The 19,707-nt window shown below is 32.6% G+C and carries 19 protein-coding genes; 8 read left to right on the top strand and 11 right to left on the bottom strand.

Annotated elements, in window-relative coordinates; genetic code table 11:
* Nucleotides 1-113: 113 nt before the first annotated feature.
* From AC5LW9_RS05750 to coaA, 6 genes are all read right to left on the bottom strand, one after another.
* Nucleotides 114-3,011, bottom strand: coding sequence for a bpX6 domain-containing protein (locus tag AC5LW9_RS05750; RefSeq protein WP_493456485.1), 2,898 nt, complete (start codon nt 3,009-3,011; stop codon nt 114-116).
* 4 nt (nt 3,012-3,015) lie between these two features.
* Entirely contained in the window at nt 3,016-4,782 is a 1,767-nt protein-coding gene (locus AC5LW9_RS05745; RefSeq protein WP_493456484.1) for a hypothetical protein, read from the bottom strand.
* Nucleotides 4,772-5,197, bottom strand: coding sequence for a bpX5 domain-containing protein (locus AC5LW9_RS05740; protein ID WP_144092285.1), 426 nt, complete (start codon nt 5,195-5,197; stop codon nt 4,772-4,774). The genes AC5LW9_RS05745 and AC5LW9_RS05740 overlap by 11 nt, the downstream gene beginning before the upstream one ends.
* Before the next feature lies 1 nt (nt 5,198).
* Nucleotides 5,199-6,284 (bottom strand): AAA family ATPase, encoded by a 1,086-nt coding sequence (locus AC5LW9_RS05735; protein ID WP_198226652.1) that lies wholly within the window; start codon nt 6,282-6,284, stop codon nt 5,199-5,201.
* A 244-nt stretch (nt 6,285-6,528) separates the two neighbouring features.
* On the bottom strand, nt 6,529-6,984 hold the full coding sequence (locus tag AC5LW9_RS05730; RefSeq protein WP_198226650.1) for a DUF1090 family protein: 456 nt from the start codon (nt 6,982-6,984) through the stop codon (nt 6,529-6,531).
* Nucleotides 6,985-7,000: 16 nt separating this feature from the next.
* On the bottom strand, nt 7,001-7,936 hold the full coding sequence (coaA, locus tag AC5LW9_RS05725) for a type I pantothenate kinase (protein WP_198226648.1): 936 nt from the start codon (nt 7,934-7,936) through the stop codon (nt 7,001-7,003).
* A 166-nt stretch (nt 7,937-8,102) separates the two neighbouring features.
* On the opposite strand from coaA, the gene yihI reads away from it, so the two are divergent.
* On the top strand, nt 8,103-8,594 hold the full coding sequence (gene yihI / locus AC5LW9_RS05720) for a Der GTPase-activating protein YihI (RefSeq protein ID WP_198226646.1): 492 nt from the start codon (nt 8,103-8,105) through the stop codon (nt 8,592-8,594).
* 329 nt (nt 8,595-8,923) lie between these two features.
* Nucleotides 8,924-10,294, top strand: coding sequence for an oxygen-independent coproporphyrinogen III oxidase (gene hemN / locus AC5LW9_RS05715; protein ID WP_493456483.1), 1,371 nt, complete (start codon nt 8,924-8,926; stop codon nt 10,292-10,294).
* Nucleotides 10,295-10,370: 76 nt separating this feature from the next.
* Here hemN and rsmC read toward each other — a convergent pair whose 3' ends face one another.
* Nucleotides 10,371-11,411, bottom strand: a complete 1,041-nt coding sequence (rsmC, locus tag AC5LW9_RS05710) for a 16S rRNA (guanine(1207)-N(2))-methyltransferase RsmC (RefSeq protein ID WP_493456482.1) — start codon at nt 11,409-11,411, stop codon at nt 10,371-10,373.
* Between the two features lie 89 nt (nt 11,412-11,500).
* On the opposite strand from rsmC, the gene AC5LW9_RS05705 reads away from it, so the two are divergent.
* The 6 genes from AC5LW9_RS05705 to cyaY all read left to right on the top strand — a co-directional run bounded on the left by AC5LW9_RS05705 (nt 11,501) and on the right by cyaY (nt 14,820).
* Nucleotides 11,501-11,908: a DNA polymerase III subunit psi gene (locus tag AC5LW9_RS05705; protein ID WP_065737421.1), complete on the top strand. Its 408-nt coding sequence runs from the start codon at nt 11,501-11,503 to the stop codon at nt 11,906-11,908.
* On the top strand, nt 11,877-12,338 hold the full coding sequence (gene rimI, locus AC5LW9_RS05700; protein ID WP_493456481.1) for a ribosomal protein S18-alanine N-acetyltransferase: 462 nt from the start codon (nt 11,877-11,879) through the stop codon (nt 12,336-12,338). The genes AC5LW9_RS05705 and rimI overlap by 32 nt, the downstream gene beginning before the upstream one ends.
* A gap of 19 nt (nt 12,339-12,357) precedes the next feature.
* Entirely contained in the window at nt 12,358-12,993 is a 636-nt protein-coding gene (locus AC5LW9_RS05695) for a thiamine diphosphokinase (RefSeq protein WP_493456480.1), read from the top strand.
* 90 nt (nt 12,994-13,083) lie between these two features.
* Nucleotides 13,084-13,881, top strand: a complete 798-nt coding sequence (locus tag AC5LW9_RS05690; RefSeq protein ID WP_198226638.1) for a hypothetical protein — start codon at nt 13,084-13,086, stop codon at nt 13,879-13,881.
* On the top strand, nt 13,882-14,406 hold the full coding sequence (locus tag AC5LW9_RS05685) for a surface-adhesin E family protein (protein ID WP_198226636.1): 525 nt from the start codon (nt 13,882-13,884) through the stop codon (nt 14,404-14,406).
* Between the two features lie 102 nt (nt 14,407-14,508).
* The gene (gene cyaY, locus AC5LW9_RS05680; protein WP_198226634.1) at nt 14,509-14,820 is read left to right on the top strand and encodes an iron donor protein CyaY; all 312 of its coding nucleotides are present in this window, start codon (nt 14,509-14,511) and stop codon (nt 14,818-14,820) included.
* Between the two features lie 68 nt (nt 14,821-14,888).
* Here the strand turns inward: cyaY and uvrD are convergent, their stop codons facing one another.
* The 4 genes from uvrD to AC5LW9_RS05660 all read right to left on the bottom strand — a co-directional run bounded on the left by uvrD (nt 14,889) and on the right by AC5LW9_RS05660 (nt 19,639).
* Nucleotides 14,889-17,132 carry a DNA helicase II gene (gene uvrD, locus AC5LW9_RS05675; protein ID WP_493456479.1) on the bottom strand — a complete coding sequence of 748 codons (2,244 nt, stop codon included), beginning with the start codon at nt 17,130-17,132 and terminating at the stop codon, nt 14,889-14,891.
* Nucleotides 17,133-17,319: 187 nt separating this feature from the next.
* Nucleotides 17,320-18,033, bottom strand: coding sequence for a 5-amino-6-(5-phospho-D-ribitylamino)uracil phosphatase YigB (gene yigB / locus AC5LW9_RS05670; RefSeq protein ID WP_493456478.1), 714 nt, complete (start codon nt 18,031-18,033; stop codon nt 17,320-17,322).
* A complete protein-coding gene (gene xerC / locus AC5LW9_RS05665; protein WP_144092308.1) occupies nt 18,033-18,956 on the bottom strand; it encodes a tyrosine recombinase XerC in 924 nt (307 codons plus the stop codon). The genes yigB and xerC overlap by 1 nt, the downstream gene beginning before the upstream one ends.
* Nucleotides 18,957-18,964: 8 nt before the next feature.
* Nucleotides 18,965-19,639 (bottom strand): DUF484 family protein, encoded by a 675-nt coding sequence (locus tag AC5LW9_RS05660; protein ID WP_039126236.1) that lies wholly within the window; start codon nt 19,637-19,639, stop codon nt 18,965-18,967.
* Nucleotides 19,640-19,707 lie beyond the last annotated feature (68 nt).

The raw sequence follows: 19,707 nt of genomic DNA, 5'->3' as shown, positions 1-19,707 counted from the left end.
TAGAATATCGTTCTTAACCCTTGTGATTAAACATATGACTTGTGAACTAATGTAATAGTTAACTGTAAAAACTAGCCAATATTTCTTTAAAAAATTAACTGTCTAATCAAATTTTATAAAGAAAAAGAAGTTACTTTATTTTCAGTAATGTTTATGTGCATCACTCTACCTTGTTTATCAAAAAAATAATATTCATTACCGATAGAAGAACACGACACAATTGTTGATGATTGCCAATCAATCGTTATATGTTTGCGATTAGTATAGGGATGATAAAGATTAATTTCATAACCTGTTTCATCTATTCGTTGAATGACTAAAGCTATAAGTTCACCTGTACATAATATAATTAGATTATCAAATTGTTTTTTCTCGATCTGTAATTGAAATTCGAAATCATTGTAATGGTGATATTTAAATTGCACGCGTTTAGACGATTCAATATATTCAACTTTTAAGATCTTGTGATTATGACCCATTATTAACCGGTCATAATACCCATCAATTTCCAATCGCTTTGTTAAACTATAGTCAGGTAAACAATAATACAAAATTTCATCTTTTTTCTCAGCGTTGTGGGTTAAAACCATTATTTCATGATTTTTAATCACCAACTTATTTATTACATTAGGATAAAGATTGATTCGCCGTACCACAGATAATTTATGACTAATATCAATCAGTTCAAGGCAATTATTTTTAATGATAGCCCAATTTATACCATCAAACTCAAAGCAGCATAATTGGAAGTTAACAACGCCTAAATCGATTGTTTTCTTGGTACTCAAATCTAGTTTATGAATGCGGTAGTAATTATCTTGTTTAGCCAACGCTAAAATTTGCAATCTATTCGAAGATACGACAAACTTATCGGCAACAATCATAAAATGATCAAGTTGCTTGCCTTTATTATCCACTCTTATAATCCCTGCTTCACCTAATGCGAGCAAATATTGATTATTGATTAGCGGGATCATGTCATAAATCGCTCTATGGCCTTTTTGCGGACTCTGATAATGATCCAAATGATATTGCATTAATAAAGATTTATGCCTAACCAGTTTTAACGAGGAGATAGGCAGATCTATCTGTAATGTTCTATCTTCAGTAAGAGTAATTAATTTTGCAATTTTAGCTTTAGTTAACTTATTAGGATAAGTAATGGCATCAACAATTATCTCGTTGATCATCATTCGTAATAAACCTTGCAATTTTTGAATATTTTGCTGATTTTTTAAAATTTCATTAGCCAGATCTAATCTTACTCGATAATGAGCTTGTTCAGTTTTTATCTCGATCAAAGTTCTTTCAAGTTTTATTATCGAATTAGGTATTAAAATAAGACGCTTTACGATCGCTTTAGCATCGTATATATCCATGTTATTAAACCACTGTTCAGCAAGATAACGATATTCCGAGAGTGACCAAATGACATCAATTGCAGCTAACCAATCTGCTTTTTCTGCTAAAGTCTTAGCCCAATAAAGTTTTAATTTATTGGCTATCTCAAAGTGTTGTTTTTCAAGCATCAAAATTACAGCTTCAAAGGCATTATCGCGTCTGGCCAACATAACCGCTATATCCCATTCATTTGCCAAACAACAAAGTTTTATACATAATTGAGTTTTAGCATTCCTTGCAATTGCTAACTCCATGGCTTGTTTATATCGGTTGTGTTGTTCTAAAAATTCTATTCCTTCTTCTAAATGATTGAGCAGTTCTACTAAAACAAAAACCGCTTCTTCTATTTTGTTTTGTTTGGCTAACGTATCAAAGCTTTGTCGATATAGTTTTTTCAAGTATTTAAGTTTTTCAGAATCAAGATAAATTGAGGATGAATCACCATAAACGCAATCACTTATCGACAGTTTATTTCGTGGTTTGGGTGTACCATAGGTTTTTTCGATTGAATTTTTCTCATCATTGATCGGAAGAGCGTAACGCAAGGCATTTAACAAATCACCTTTCTCAAACTTTTTAATCATTGTTTCAATGTAGTTACTCTGTCGAAAAGAAAATAAATGACTTAATTTTGAAAATAATGATAAAAAAGAATGGCTGTTAAGTCGTGATTTTTTTTTATCATGAGAGGGAGATGACAAAGATGAGTGATTAACTTGTGGTAACTCATTAGCATTAATACTGTAAGAAAATGTTTTTTTTAACATGCCATCAAGTAAATCTTCTTTTTTTTCTTCCGAGAATATACGATTTAGCATTTTTATAGTTTTAATAAAAATAATCAAAATACTCACATGAAAAAAGCTTACGATTATAAAAATAAATATTTTATAGAGATTTTTACCAAGTGAAGTATTAAATGAAGATATTTTTAGAGAATAAATAACATACAATGCTATCAGCAATATTGAAGGGATAACTACCGCTAAAATAATATGACTTTTTTTAATGAGTTTTTCTTGAGACAAATGATTATTTTGTTCATCAATTTCTTTATCTTGATTAGTTATCTCATTACTATCAATAAATTGTAATTTTCGGGGACTTGGCACAGGTATTTTGCCATCAAATATTTGTTCAAAGGATCGACTCTCTAAACTGAATTCTGGTAGTTCATTATGGACAATATTTATTAAATAACGATTGGTTTCATACAATTGATATTCACTAAGATCAACCCAATTAGCGGGATCGATATTGATGGCATCTTCACAACGATAACATTGAATATCATTACCCATAACAATGACCAAATCATAGTTAATTATTTTGCAACTCAGTTTTTTGGGGAGTTGCATAGAACTGAGGATCCCGTTATCTAAAATTAATGGCCAACCAAGTACAGTATCACAATTCACCGTTTTTGCCGATGGAAACTTAAGTAAATCACCATGTTCAAATTGATAAATTGAGCATCCTAAAAACCATGATTTTATTAAAAGACGTTGACGCTGCTCGCGATCATACCACTGCGTTGGAAACCATATTCCCTCTACGTTTTGAACGCCTTTTAAGGTTGGTTCTGGGATAAAAAAAGCCTTTTCTTTCATATCATTAATCAGCTTTATGCAATTTCAATCTTATTGATTGTGTTTTCAAAGAATATAAAATCAATTCCCCGTTATCCATAATAACTGAAAACGATTGAGCCAATGAGTTATAATGATAGAGAACAATTTTATATGATGATTTGAAACAAACATCAATTTTATGATTGAGATAATCAAACAATGCTACTTGTTTTTTATCTTTATCAATTATTAAAAAATTAATTTTATCTTCATGATTATCATAGAAAAAACCAAAAACCTGCCATTCTAAGGGGGTTGTTACTTCAACATAGCTGTTTTCATCAACAAATACTTGCCATTGATGCTCAAAACCAACAGCTAAATGACCAAATCCTGTCAACCATAAATTTTCGGATGAAATAAAATATTGCAAATTTTCATTAATTTTTTTAATGCTTAAATAATAGGACAAATGATTTAATGCATAACTGGTAATGCAAAACTGTTCTTGATCATCTTGGTAAATATAACAGGCCTGTTTTTCACTCAGTTTGAACAATGCTATTACATTTTTGGCAATTTCATGTTGAGAATTAAAGATATCCCCATAATAATTTATCCAATACACAGAATAAAGCGATTGATGATCGTCTATGTATAGCAGTTTTGGATTATGATCGCCATATAGATATAGAAAATAAGATAATTGATTGATAGCGTTAATGTTGATCTCTTCCGATAGATCTCTTTTTGGGATATCTGATCCCCATAAATAATATTTTTGATTTTCTTGATACAAGGCTACGATATGTTTTCCTTGAATATCTAAACCCAGTACATGAGATTTTAAAGAATAATTTTTGACACGACATACCTGTCTTTGAGACAAGATATCATTAATCGTAATAAAACAAATTTTGTTATTTTCACTATTAAATACTAAAACGTGGTTACTATTAGGTGAAATATCAAGATGTAAGTTGGCATTTAAAGGAAGATACGATTGTTCATTAATAACAGCGTAATTACTACCAGACTCAAATAGTCCAGATAACATCTTTGCGCAAATAACTTCATTGGGTAATTTTAACTCAAAATGGTTTGATATTTTGTTATTAGTCATATCAACGGATAAGTTTGTAAATTTACCTATTAATCTATTTATCGATATTTTATGCGTAGCAAAATTAACTTTTGAAAAATTATTCCCAATTATCCAGCACTCATCATAAAGTAATTCTGACTGTTTTAAATAATCTTTCCAATAATCAAGATGTTTAGTATCGAGGCAATTCATAGTACGATTTTTTAATAATAGCTTTAGGTCTTCAATACCTGAAAATAAAATCAATTCTGAGTTAGATTGTAAGATGCCCCAATAAAATTGGCTATTAAGGTTATGAGCACGGATATCAAATAATATCATCAAAATTAGATGTGCCACACGAGGCATACCCAATTGTAGTAATCCACAATCAAACAAAGCGATAATCACTCCATTCGCTTTTGGTTTTTCATATGCTGGCGTTAAAAAAAGATGCTCATTATTGGCTGCTCGGCGAATAAATTCATCAGGTTCTTCTTGAGCAATTAACCATTCAGTTGTTAACAAATGTTCATATTTTCCTCGCTTTTGCAAATCGCTTGAATCTGATGATAGTTGTTTACTGCATCGACTTTCGCTGATTGAACCTATAAAAAGATTAAATTGCAAAAGTAAATCAGCAATAATCGGTTGTAAGTTCTCATCAAACCTTGATAACCAATGTTGCCAAGCTTGAAATGGTTTGGGTAGTGGTTTATAAGGCATATTGAATAAACTCTTTAGTTAAAGGCCAGCTAAAACTTAATGGAATGATAGCCTGCGGACGATCCCATAACAGGACATGCTTATGCTCAAATTTATTCGCTATAGCATCGGCTAGAAGTAAAGAAGGAACGGAGGGTTTGGCATGACATGGTAGCCAAAGTAAAGGTGTCTGGTTGTCAACCATAGCATATTGCACACCATCAACCCAAGGTAATTGAGAGGACGGACCGATGATAATAATAAAATGGTTACCTTTGATAAATTGAAATTTAGTTAAATCGAATTTATCTAAATTTTTTGAAAGATGAGTAAGTAAGTGTTTAACCGTTTCATGCCAAGCAACAACCGCGATAGGGGTTATTGCTTCATCATCATTGGGTTGCCAATGCCAGTTAATAACAATCTTATTGTTCATATTAGACAATCAATTTAATTAATTGTGTTCTTAACTGCTTTAATGGCTCAGGTAGAGTATCGATGGTGTAATTAGCATCGATTTCACGTAACACATGTTCAATTCGAACACCACCATTATTTAGGCAGTTATTAGCCTGTTCAATTAGGCGTTGCAGACGTGCATTCGGTTGTTGTGTGGCAAATTCAGTTGCATAAAACAATTGAGAATTATTTGAGAGTGTAAAAAAATCATTTAAGATTTCTTGTCCGCGTTGTTGCATATCTAAAGTAGGTAATACGTAATATAAAGGCCAGATATCTTGTTTTTGAGCTTCAAATCGACCATTTATTAACGCAGCAGCAGCAATAAGTTTTAATGTTTTTACTACTCGCCTGTCGGATAAAATGATTCCATTTTGTCTAAGTAACCGAATAGCATCTGCGTAAAAAGAAATAATGTTATCTAAATTAACATTTTTAAGATTGTCACTTATTGCTGAAAGTTCAGTTAATGAACTCAATGAATCAACATCAGTAAATTCAGCTTGCCATCCACCCACTAACATATCTTCAATAAAATTATCCGTTACGGGATCAATAAAAAGGTGAATTAAAAAACGATCAGCAAAAGCAACCAGATCTTCATCTTGAGGAAGTGAATTTGATGCCCCTATGCAGATTTTTAATGGGCAACTTATTTGAGTATGTCCACGTCTAAATTTACGTTCATTTAATATGCCAAGTAAAGTATTTAAAATGGCAGTTGATCCTAAAAATACTTCATCTAAAAAAGCAATTTCTGCTTCAGGTAACATTCCTTGAGTATCGGTTTCAACCGTCCCTTCACGAAGTTTTTTTAGATTTACGGTTCCAAACAGTTCGGACGGTTCTGTAAAACGGCCTAATAGATATTCAAAATAGTTACCATTCATGATTTTAGCCATTCTCCTTACTACAGCACTTTTTGCTGTACCTGGCGGTCCGATGACTAATAAATGTTCTTGGGCAATAGCTGCGAGTATGATCAGTTCCGCTAGTTGTTCACGTCCAATAAAACCTTGAGTAGCAACTTTTATACATTGACGAATTTTAGAAACATGTTCCATTATATTTCTTTCTAAATGATTATACTTAATATATTAATTAATATTTAAGGATTATAAATCATTTTTACAAAAATAATCTAACTGAAATGAAAATATATTTGCCAGAATTTTAGTTAAATTGCATAAAAAAGATGACCTCAAATAGTTAAATAACTACTTGAGGTCAATGTTGATTAAATAAATTTCAATATTATTTAGCGTGTGAATCTATCTTTTTAATTAGGACAAAATTAATAAATTCAAATTATTTAGTTTTAGCTTTTTCATAATAATCCGCTAGGTTATTTTTTGCTTCAGAAAGTTCTTTTTCTGCATCTTGTAATTTAGATTTTAATGCATCAATTTTATCTTGATTTGCATCAACACCATCTTTTTCATACTCTTTCGTTTTTTCGGCTAATTCTTTGGTTTTGTCAGAAACATTTTTGCTTTTTTCATCCACCAATCTTTTATATTTCTGCTCCAATGTTTCATCGGAACAATTGGTATTAACTTGTTGAAGTGCTTTTTCAAGCCCTGTTACTTCAAAAGTATTATTGGCTTTTTTAGCTTGTTCTATTTTTGTTTCGATTGCTTGCTTTTTAGCATTGCAAGTTAATTCTTCACGTGTATCATTACTTGATGCATAACTATTTACTGAAAACGCTGTAACTAAAGTGATAATGCTTAATTTACTTAATAACCCTATTGCTGATTTCATATTGAACCCCCTAAGTTTATTTTCTTAATTGAACATAATCTACTTTATGATCTTCCCCTTTTGTCAAAATTAAACTGGCTCTTTCTCGAGTTGGCAAAATGTTTTCAACTAAATTTAATTCGTTTATATCGCGCCATAAGCGATTGGCAATACTGATAGCCTCTTGTTCTGGCAATTTAGAATAGTGATTGAAGTATGAATTAGGATCACTAAAAGCCCCAGCTCTAAATTTTAAAAAACGGTTCACATACCACTGATGTAATAAAGATAAATCAGCATCAACGTATATTGAAAAATCGACATAATCCGAAACAAAGACTCGATTATGTGCTTGAGTATAATTGACCGCACCTTGTAATACGTTTAATCCTTCCAAAATTAAAATGTCTGGACTGTCAATCACGATCTCTTCATTTTCTACAATATCATAAACTAAATGTGAATAAACCGGCGCTTTAACTTCTGCTTGTCCTGATTTAATATCGGCAACAAAGTTAATTAGCTTTTTAAGATTGTAAGATTGTGGAAAACCTTTTTTATTCATAATGCCTCGCTCTTCAAGGCATTTATTCGGATATAAAAAACCGTCCGTTGTAACTAAAGCTACTTTTCTATGTTCAGGCCAGCGAGTTAACAATGCCTGTAATACACGTGCTGTAGTACTTTTACCAACTGCAACACTGCCAGCGATACCAATTATATAAGGGATTTTTTGGCTTTTACCTAAAAATTTGGATAATACTACCTGCCGACTAAAACTGTTACTAATGTAGAAATTAAGCAATCTTGATAAAGGTAAGTAAATTTCACTCACTTCATCCATAGATAAATCTTCATTGATTCCCTGTAAAGAAATGAGTTCTTCTGGTGTTAAAGTCATTGGTTCCGAATTACGCAAGCTTGCCCATTCTTTACGGCTGAATTGCATATAAGGACTCAAAGGATTATTCATGTTTATTTCTCTATTACTTGATTCTAGAATATTCGGTTCAGATTATACATAAAACTGTAATTTTACAATCACAAATTCACAATGTGTCTTCCTCATAGCTATATTTTAGACTTACTGATAAAATACGTTGAATAAATGATTAACCAAAGTGTAAAACAGAGATAGTATGTTAAAAACTAAATCGAAACAAAAACCCAAAAAAAGCCGTCAAGAAATTAATGAAGAGTCTCGTGAACTCAAACGTAAACGCAAACATAAAGGTTTGCCTAGTGGTTCACGCTTTAATAATACAGATAATAACAAAAATAACAATACTCAAAAAGCAGTAAAAGATCCACGTATAGGCAGTAAAACACCAATTGCTTTAGTTGTTGATACAAATATCAATACTACTAAAGTAGTTAAACAACCTAAATCTAAAAAAACGATTCTTTCACCACAACAAGAATTAGAGCAACTTGAAAACGATCCTAAATTAGATATGTTACTCGATTTAGTTGAACAAAATGGCAAGTTGACTAAAGAGCAACAAACTTATTTGGACAGCAAATTAAATCGAATTGATGAACTGATGCAAGAATTGGGTTATACCGACGATGATTTTGAAGATCTCGATGATCAGAAAGAAGATATTGTGAGTTTATTAAAACGTAATTAATAGTAGGCAATGATTTTAGCTTGCCTAATATTAATTTTTCAGTAACGTCAGGGATTGAGTCATAAAAAATCCCTGAAACACGTTGATAATAATGGATGTCTTATTCAAATCATAATTTATAACAAATAGCGAGCAAATAGTAATGCCAATATTGATAATGTTAAGTTTATATTTTGGATTATTAATTTGCACATTATTGTATTTGCATAAAACAAACCAGATTAAACTGAAAACAAAAACCAAAGCAAAACGTATAACTAAGCGAAAACCAACTTTAATAAGTCATGGATATAATAACGCTAAACACAGACTTAAACGGAAACAGAAGCATGACTGAAACACAATTATGGGATCAGGCCTTAATTGAAAAATATAACTATTCTGGTCCAAGATATACTTCGTATCCCACTGCACTTGAATTTAATGAAAGTTATAATGAACAGGATTTTTTGAACGCGACTTCTCGTTACCCCACTCAACCATTATCCTTATACGTACACATTCCGTTTTGTCATAAACTTTGTTATTTTTGTGGTTGTAACAAACTTATTACACGTCAAACACACAAAGTCACTAAATACCTTGATATTTTAGATATTGAAATAGCAAAACGCGCCAAACTTTTTGAAAACAGAGTGGTAACACAAATGCATTGGGGAGGAGGAACCCCCACCTTTTTAACGGATCAAGAAATTAGCCGATTAATTACCTCTCTAAAATCCCATTTTAGCTTTGCTGATAATGCCGAGCTGTCAATTGAAATCGATCCTCGTGAAATTACGCCACAAACTATCGATCATTTAGCCAATGTTGGGTTTAATCGCTTAAGTATGGGGATTCAGGATTTTAATCATGAGATCCAAAATCTGATTAATCGCGAACAAGACGAAAATTTAATTCGGTCATTGATCGATCAAGCTCGCAAAAATCGTTTTCATTCAATTAGCCTAGATCTAATTTATGGTTTACCCAAACAAACGGTTGCCAGCTTTACCGAAACACTCAATAAAGTGATTGATATCTCGCCGGATCGTTTAAGTGTGTTCAATTATGCACATTTACCAAGTCGCTTTGCAGCTCAACGCAAAATCAAAGATAACGATTTGCCCAATGCGGCGCAAAAATTATTGATTTTACAAACCAGTATTGAAAAGCTAACCCAAGCAGGCTATCAATATATTGGTATGGATCATTTTGCTAAGCCAACCGATGAACTTGCTCTTGCTCAACAGAACAATAAATTACATCGAAACTTTCAGGGTTATACCACACAAGGCGATGCAGATTTGCTCGGATTAGGCGTATCTTCAATTAGCATGTTAGGCGATAGTTATGCGCAAAATCAAAAAGATCTTAAAACCTATCAACAGCAAGTCGAACAGATCGGTAATGGTTTATGGAAAGGCTTCACATTAGATCGTGATGATCTTATCCGTCGTGATGTGATAAAACAATTAATTTGTCATTTTTATCTTGATAAGAAAATGATTGAACAGCAATACAATATTAATTTCGACGATTATTTTGCCGAAGATTTAGCACTTTTACAGCCATTGCAGAAAGATGGATTGGTCATCATTCATGGTGATAAAATTGAAGTTCCCCTTAAAGGTCACTTACTGATCCGTAATATCTGCATGTGTTTTGATACTTATATGCGTAAAATGGCAAGACAACAGCAGTTTTCGCGAGTAATTTAATTTTAGTAAAACCCAAAAAAGTTACGGCTAACACCGTAACTTATTTAAATAAATTGAAACAAATGCTTTTAGCTATTTAATGACTCGCTAAATAAACTTTAAATTTAGTTGTTTGTGCAATGACTTCCACACTTTTGAATGTTTCGTCTAAAATCGATTGATAAGGCAAAAATGAATTTGCCACAATGCACAAATAACCATTTAATTTTAGATGTTTTTTGGCTTCTTTAATTAGCGTATTGACGGCTGTGTAATTTGTCTCTTTACCATCATGAAAAGGCGGGTTAGAGATGATAAGATGATATTTATCATTTAAATTAGAAAATACATCACTTGCAACAACACTTCCTTTGACATGGTTACAATTTAGCGTAGCTTTACTTGACTCAATTGCTGCACTACTCACATCTGACAGGGTGAGCTCAATATCTGGATATAGTTTACCGACAACCGTAGATAATATGCCCGAACCACAGCCAACATCTAACACATTGCCTTTGATGATTTCAGCATGGTCAACTAATGCATTGAGTAATAATTCGGTTCCAGAATCCAACCCTTTTTGGCTAAACACACCTGGCAAACTTTTAATTTCAATATTTTGATTTTCAATGGTTAGATGATAACTCAACCACCATTCATTTAAATCAAACGCTAAACGATTTTCAGCCTGAAAATGATACAATCCACAGCGTCTTGCGCTATCAATTTTTTGAATGGTACCAAAATCATTTAATAACGCTTCAACACTTTTTACACCGGTACGATTTTCGCCGACGATGAAGATATCGCTCCCTTTGGGCATATTATTAAGTAAATAAGAGAGCTGAAATTGTGCTTCACTTTTCGTTTTTGGCCAGTAATAAATTAGCGTATTCATTCCAGCATAAAATTCAGCATCCGGGAGTAACGAAAAATTAGTTTGCGCACCACGCACACTATTTTTTAGACGCAAATAAGTATGAAATTGAGTACAGTGAATTTTAACTTGATTTGCGACCATTATTGCAGGATAACTATCTTGTATATCACCTGCAATAATCACATTTTTATCATTAAAAAATGTTTGATGACGTTCAATTACCTGACTTGCTGGAGTAAAAACAGATGTTGCCATAGTACCTCAATGAAAAAACCTTTATAATTTTAGTCGTTGATTATACAATTAACCCTTATTATTCACTAATAAAAAATAGTAATTCCATAATGACTGAACAAGATTGGTATTTGCAACAATGCAATATTACTCAATACATTTTGCGTAATTCAGCAGTATTTAAAGGTGAAATGGCAACCCATATTAGTGATGAAATTCGTTTAATTGTTGTTGCCGACCAAAAACCAATGCAAAAAATATACAAAGATATTCTTAATGCTATTCGACTTAAAGAAGATCAAGTATTAATACTTACACCATCACAATTGATTATTCCAGCTAGCGATATAAAAACGGTAGTTTGGTTTATCGATATTACGCCTGATGAAAACTGGCAAAATCAATTAACCATACAAACAGCAAGTTTAGATGTTTTAGCTAATGCACCACAACAAAAACGCCAACTTTGGCGACAATTATGCCAATATGAAAACTATTTCCATCCTCAACCACAATGATTTAACCGAGGCTTTTGCTTTAGAGCAGCTTTGTCATACGATCCCATGGTCTAAAACGACGTTTTTTTCAAATCAAGGTGATCGTTATTTTAATTTAAAGCTGACCATAGATAATAAGATAATTGGTTTTTGCATCTGCCAACTGGTTGCCGATGAAGCCAATTTATTTAACATAGCTATTCATCCTGAATTTAGACAGAAAGGATTAGCTAAAGAGCTTTTAAATAAATTAATTGAAGAATTGATGTCACTCAATTCTAATAAATCTATTGCCTCTTTATGGTTAGAAGTGAGAAAATCCAATGATGCAGCGATTCGCTTATATCATTCACTTGGATTTAACCAAATAACAATCAGAAGAAATTATTATCCAACTGTTGATGGAAAACAGGAAGATGCCATTATAATGGCTTATACCTTAACTTTATAAAACAGCAAAGTATATGACAATGCAAAGCAATAGAGCCCTACTTTTTGTAAATGGGGAACCGCCCAAGCGCTATCCCAACAATATAGATAAATATGCTTTTATTGCCGCAACAGATGGGGCTTATCATAACTATCTTTATACTTCATCAATAATCCCTAATTATATTATTGGTGATTTAGATAGTTTAGATAAGAGCTGTTCTTTACCAAGAGGAACTGAAATTATTCATACCCCTGATCAGAATAAAACGGATTTTGAGAAAGCAATCTTATTTTTAGCAAATAAAGGGGTGAAAAAATTTGATATTTATGGTGCTTCTGGTCATGCCAGTGACCATTTCTTAGGAAATTTATCGGTTGCAATGCATTATTATCATCGATTGGATTTTACTTTTTATGATAACTATTGTCAGTTCTTTTTTTCCAAAAAACAGCAAACTATTTATGATGTAAAAAACCATATCATTTCTTTTATCCCATTGTCTAAAGTCACAAATGTCACAGTTACAGGCGTTAAATATCCATTAAGTAATGCAACATTAACGTTAAGAGGATTAACAAGCTTAAGAAATAAAGCTATCATGGATTTTGTCAAAATATCCTTTAAAAACGGTGATTTACTTGTTTTTATAGAAAATAAATGTACACAAGATTGACAATAACATTTACGTTACTTTACAATAATATACACAACTATACATAACCATACACATTAGCAGAAGAATTACTTAAAAAGGGCCTCCTCCATGTTCATTAAAAAACTGTTTGTGCTTATTTGCTCTTCACTAATTTCTTTTGTGGTTTATGCACAAGACCAAACTATATTAAATGAAACAAATAAAGTAGTTGATTCTTTTTTTCAGTGTGATAATCAATTTTTCAAGCAATTAGCAATAAGTAAAGACACTTTCGGTCAGTATGCGGATTTAGCCACTATTGATAACTTTGCTTATATTGTTGTCGATTCGGTTGAATATAATAACAAAAATAAGGTGATATTTAAAAAAACAATTGAATACAAAGGGTTAAATATTGTAGGCTATCAAAATATCTTTATCCCTACCCCATTATCTGGTCAATTTTATTATTGGGGATTTATTTTAGACAATAAATCACAAGACGTTAAACAGTCGCTTACTAATATTAATTGGTTAAATTTTAACGAAAAAATTTATTTTGCTAATCCTAAAATTTATGATCGCAAAAGTAAAAATCAAACTTGGTTAGATAACCCTTATTCAATTGACATGGTGATACCAAAACCGGGTACTGTTGAAAAGTCCTTATATTTAGAACCGATTACAGATAATCAAAGTCGTATAATTTGCTCAATACAAGGAGACATTGATAAAAAAATTCTCTATTCAGTACGCCCAGATATGAAACCCATCGACAAGGAATATGAAGCAAAGCGTAAAAAACGAATTGAAGATTATAACCGATTAAAACAAAAAGAGAATCAAGAAAAACTGAAATCCCAGCAAGAAAAAGATATTAATCAAAAGTTAATTATAACTAATTCAAAAAATGGGGATAAAATCTAAATGAAAAAATTATATTTGTTATTTATTCTCTTTTCTTTTTCAGCTTTAGGTAATGATTTTAACACTTCAGCTTCAACCAGTAATAATAAAAGTAATACAAGTAACTCTCATGAAACAAATGAAAATTTAAAAGATTCGCGCATTGGGGAACAATTTATCCCAATGACTAAATTTAATGAAGATAAATCGATAGGTTATTCATTTATTGATAGAAGTTCCATTGTTCTTCATCCCTATAATAAAAAAATTCGAGTATTTAATGAGGTAGTGAATTTTATTCCTCCACTCACGCAAGAAAATAGTGAAGGTGAAAAAATCACATACCGATCAATTGTGATTCAACATTTCGCAAACTGTGACAAGAAAGAAATCGCGAAAGGGATTATCCAATTATTCGAAAATTACTTTGGCGATGGTCGTTTGGTGAGTACCAATGACACTCCTAACCGATGGGCAAATGCAATTGACAATAATGAACAACGTCGATTGTTAATTGTTGCTTGTTCATTATCTATTGCTCATTAAATATTACTGATTTTTTGTTGATATCTGACTGCCACTTCTTGTGGCAGATAGTTATCGATTATGCTAATATCATTTCACTACATCAATATTGATTAATTTTCTATGAACATCACTGAATTTCATGCTATTACCGATCAACTATTTAATAAGATCGAATTATTTTTAGATCACTTTGCCGAAGAACAAGACATTGACATTGATTATGAAATAAATGGTAATGTGATTACCATAACTTTTCCCAATTACAGTAAAATTATCGTCAATACTCAAGAACCTCTTTTCCAAGTTTGGCTAGCGACAGAAAAACAAGGCTATCACTTTGATTATTCGGAAAATGAGTGGGTATGCACTCGCACTAAGCAATCATTTGATAAAATCTTCTCACAATCAGTAACGGATCAAGCGACAATATAACGACAAAGTTCTAAAAATAGGTAAGGCAAATTAAATTTTTGCCTTTATTATTACTCAAGATTTCAATATTAAAGTAAAGTAAGATTAGCTAATTTAATCACCAACCATTTAACCCCTTCATCAACAAAGGCAATTTGAACGCGTTTATGATCACCTTCGCCATCAAGATTGATAATGGTGCCTTCTCCAAAGCGATGGTGTTTAACTTTTCGACCTAAAATATAACCATCACTTTCGCGTTGTTTTTCAAGATAGGATTTTTTACGATCAAGAATAAACTGCTCATTTTTACTGAGGTCTTTTTTGTTTAGATCATTCGATTTAAACTCAGATGAGGTGATCATACCTCGGTAACTAACTTCGTTTAATCTATCAACCGGTAATTCCGCTAAAAAACGAGAAGGTAAATTACGTTCTTCGCGGCCGTAAAGTCGTCTTAATTCACATAAAGTTAATGTCAAATGTTTTCGAGCGCGAGTGATACCAACATAGGCTAAGCGTCGCTCTTCTTCCATGCGGTCATTATCTTTCACTGAACGTTGTGCAGGAAAGAGGCCTTCTTCTAATCCGACAATGAAAACATTATCAAATTCTAATCCTTTAGCCGAATGCAACGTCATTAACTGCACTGAATCTTGAGCTTTGACAACATCGCGGCTTTCTAGTGAGGTAAAAGCTAAAAAGGACTCAAGTACTGTGAGTGTTTTACCCGTTACATTATCCTGAATAACCGTGTTTTCATTGTTATGGAAAAATTGTTCCGCAGCCGACACCAGTTCTTCAAGATTTTCTAATCGTGATTGTCCTTTAATTCCTGGCTCTTGCTCATACATTTGCTGTACACCAGATAATTTAATCATTACATCAAGCTGCTGATAAAATGGCAACTGTCTCACTTCTTCATGAATTGATGCCATCAATTCAAGAAAACGACTCAAACCTGAACGCTGTCTTTCAGTTAACGCATTGGTTTGGATTAACATTAAACAAGCATCCCATAATGAAAGATTATGTTGTTTAGCAGTAAGCCTCACTTTATCAAGTGTAACATTACCAATACCGCGGGTTGGAGTATTGACGGTCGCTTCAAAAGCCATATCATTGCTGTGATCATGCAGTAAACGCAAATATGCCAGTGCTAGTTTAACCTCTTGCCGTTCATAAAAGCGTATTGAACCATAAATTTGGTACGGTAATCCTGCTTGTAATAAAGTATCTTCAAAAATACGCGATTGAACATTATTACGGTATAAAATGGCACAGCTTGAATATTTATCACCTTCTTCATGACGTTTTTTGATTTGACCAATTACAAATCTTGCTTCATCAATATCATTAAAACCGACATAGAGTGAAATCTTTTCACCTTCGCCACTATCAGTCCATAGGTTTTTACCTAAGCGATTTTGATTTTTGGCGATTAAAATGTTAGCCGCATCTAAAATATTACTGGTTGAACGATAATTTTGTTCTAGACGGATGATTTCGGTATCTGGATAATCATTAATAAACAATTGTAAGTTATCGGCATTAGCACCACGCCAGCTATAGATAGATTGATCATCATCACCAACAATCATGACGTTAGCGGTATCACCAGCCAATTTTTTTACTAATCGATATTGAATTAAGTTCGTATCTTGGAACTCATCAATTAAAATATTAGAAAAACGCTGATGACAATAATTTAGTACGTCATGATTTTGGTTAAGCAGTTCATAAGCTCGTAAAATTAATTCCGAAAAATCAACATATCCAACTCTGTCACAAATTGCTTGATAATCTCGATAGATGGTTTGCCACATTGCTTGCTTAGGATCTTCAGGTGCGATGTCATTAGCTCGTAATCCCATCTCTTTTTGATTAGAGATAAAAGCGGCACACTCTTTCGCTGACCACTGTTTTTCATCAACTTTAAGCTCTCGAAAAATTCGTTTAATAAGGCGAATCTGATCTTCCGAGTCAATAAGCTGAAAGTTGGAAGGTAAGTTGGCTTGCTGTGAAAACATCCGTAACAAACGATGAGTTAATCCGTGAAAAGTACCAATCCACATCCCACTAAAATACCCTTCGCCAACTAATGCTTGGATACGCTCTTGCATTTCAACCGCCGCTTTATTCGTAAAAGTTACGGCAAAGATGGATTGGGAAGAGTAATGTTTTTCCATGCACAGCCATGCAATTCGGTGAACTAAAACACGTGTTTTACCACTTCCAGCACCTGCAAGTACAACAGTATATTGGTTATCGGTAGTCACTGCATTTTGTTGTTCGGTATTGAGGTCTTCTAATAATGATTTTTTAATTTCCATTATATTTAAACCTATTTTGGTTATAACAAATACGAGTTGGTTTCAATTTCATAAGCATTACAAATATATTCATTGTGTATCTAAATATTGTTTATTGACTGTAAATAAATAGGATACAAAGAAAGGTTTTTAATTAAATGTAAATCCTACTTAGTCTCACTGTCTATTTATACAGATATTTACAAAATTATAACAGATTATCCAATTCAGGCAATTGGCTTATCTCAATATGGGGTAAACATCGAGCATCGGCAAGATGAAAAATATCTTGATTAAAGATATTTATCCAACAGGCTAATAAACCATTATTGATGGCACCATTCACATCGGTTAACAAGTTATCACCTACATGTAATATGTTACCTGCTGGTACACCCAATTTGGAAATCGCTAAATTAAAAATTTCAGGAAAAGGTTTTGAGCGTCCATCAGCACCTCCACGTAAAGAAAATTGAAAGTAATCACTTAATCCAATTTTATTAACCTCAACATTACCATTAGTGATCACTGCTAAAGGAACTTTGGATGCTAATTTAGTTAATAAGGCGTGAGTCGACGGTGGAACATGCATTTTATGACGCCAAAAATTAAATGTATCCATTGTTTCGTCAATAATGTTTGACCATTTTTCTGATGGAATTTTTGCCTTATTTAAAAGAGATTTGATGGTTTCAATTCGCCAAACTACAACATCATGATAAATTTCTGGATTCGCAGCAAGCACCGATTTTTTCTCTAAATGCAGTGCTGATACGGTCAAATGCTGTAAACCCTCATAACGCTGTAAATATTTGACAATTTCCTCTTCGGATTTTTCAACAATGTCACTATTATCATACAAAGTATCATCCAGATCGAAAGTGATTGCCTTAATTGTGTTCATGGAACGATAAATATGCATTACTTGTTTCCTCTTTTCGCTCTTGGATGGGTAGAATCATAAACTTCAGACAGATGTGAAAAATCTAAATGAGTATAAACTTGTGTGGTCGATAAATCTGCATGACCTAACAACTCTTGTACGGCTCGCAAATCACCACTCGATTCTAACATATGAGTGGCAAATGAGTGCCGTAATTTATGCGGATGAACATGCACTGATAATCCGCGTTTAACACCCCATTGTGCAAATCTTTTTTCGACATTACGAGGTGAAATGCGTTTACCTAATTTGGAGATAAATAAGGCATCATCCTTAGGATCCAATAAATTACGCATTGATAACCAATTATTAATCCATTTAATAGACTCATAACCTAATGGTAATTTTCGCTCTTTGTTCCCCTTACCCATCACTCGGACTTCGCCCTCATTCAAGTTCAATTCACGGCAATTAAGATTGACTAATTCTGACAATCGTAGCCCTGAACCATACATAAGTTCAAGCATTGCTCTATCGCGTACTGAAAGGGGATCATTATAATTAATATCGAGCAATTGATTAATTTCATCAATATCAATATTTTTAGGAAGATGTTGCCCTAATTTAGGATTTAAAACACCACGAGCGGGATTGGCACTAATAGATTCATTTTTTATCATCCAATCACAAAAACTGCGTAGCGCCGATAACCTTAAAGATAAACTTCTTGCCTGTAAACCGGTTCGTTTGCTATGACTAATTAATAATCTTACTGCCGATGAATCTACATCCTGCCATTTAGTGATGCCCACTTCTTTTGCGATGGCGATAAGCGCATAAAGCTGACGTCGATAATTGACTTGGGTATTTAGGCTAAGCTGTTTTTCCGATTTTAGATAATTTAAAAAACGCTCAACCGGTTCGGTTAGTAAACAAAGATTATTTTGAGAGGATTGAATCATAACTTACCTTATTTTTTTCGCATAACCCATTTTTCAATTAATATAGGTAATAGTTGACTCACTTTTTCCAATAATAGTGTACCTTGTTTTTCTTGATAATGATGCGGATCAGAACTGGTAAACATTAAGATCCCCAAATCACCAAATTGTCCTAATAAGGATAAAGCAACAGAACCGATATAATTACGTTCAGATAATAAAAAATCCAGTTCAGTAGTATTTAATGGACCTAGATATTGGTTGCTGTATTGTAGATGCCTAACTCGAATAAAATCAAAACCTGAACGATTTAAAGCATAGTGTTGATATTTTGAAGGGGCGTTAATTAACCATTTATCATCAAAAAGATATAAATAAGCACCATTAAGACCCAACGATTTTGCCCAATTTTTTAATATTTGTACCAATTCATCAAGATCATCAGCTTTAAATATTTGAATTTGCAGATCCATAAATTGATTAAACAACAATTCATTAGAACGCGCATATTCCATTAACAAGGTTATTTCAGCCTCAAGATGACTAATTTTATTGCGCTGCCTTGCCATTTGCCATTCAGGGAGTGAAACGCCTCCTCTAATTGGGTGAGGAATGCGCATATTTTCAAAAAGACTTGCGTTTCTAATAAAAAAATCTGGATTGTCATTCAAATATTGACTAACCATCTCATCATTCAATTTCATTTTACGAGTTGTTGGTTTTGTATTTTTTGTTTTATAAGATTGTGTTGTTTTAGCAACCATGCTGAATC

Source organism: Gilliamella sp. LMG 34360, assembly GCF_984568995.1.
The sequence above is the reverse complement of the archived record's forward strand: the minus strand, read 5'-3'. Positions and strand labels throughout refer to the sequence as shown.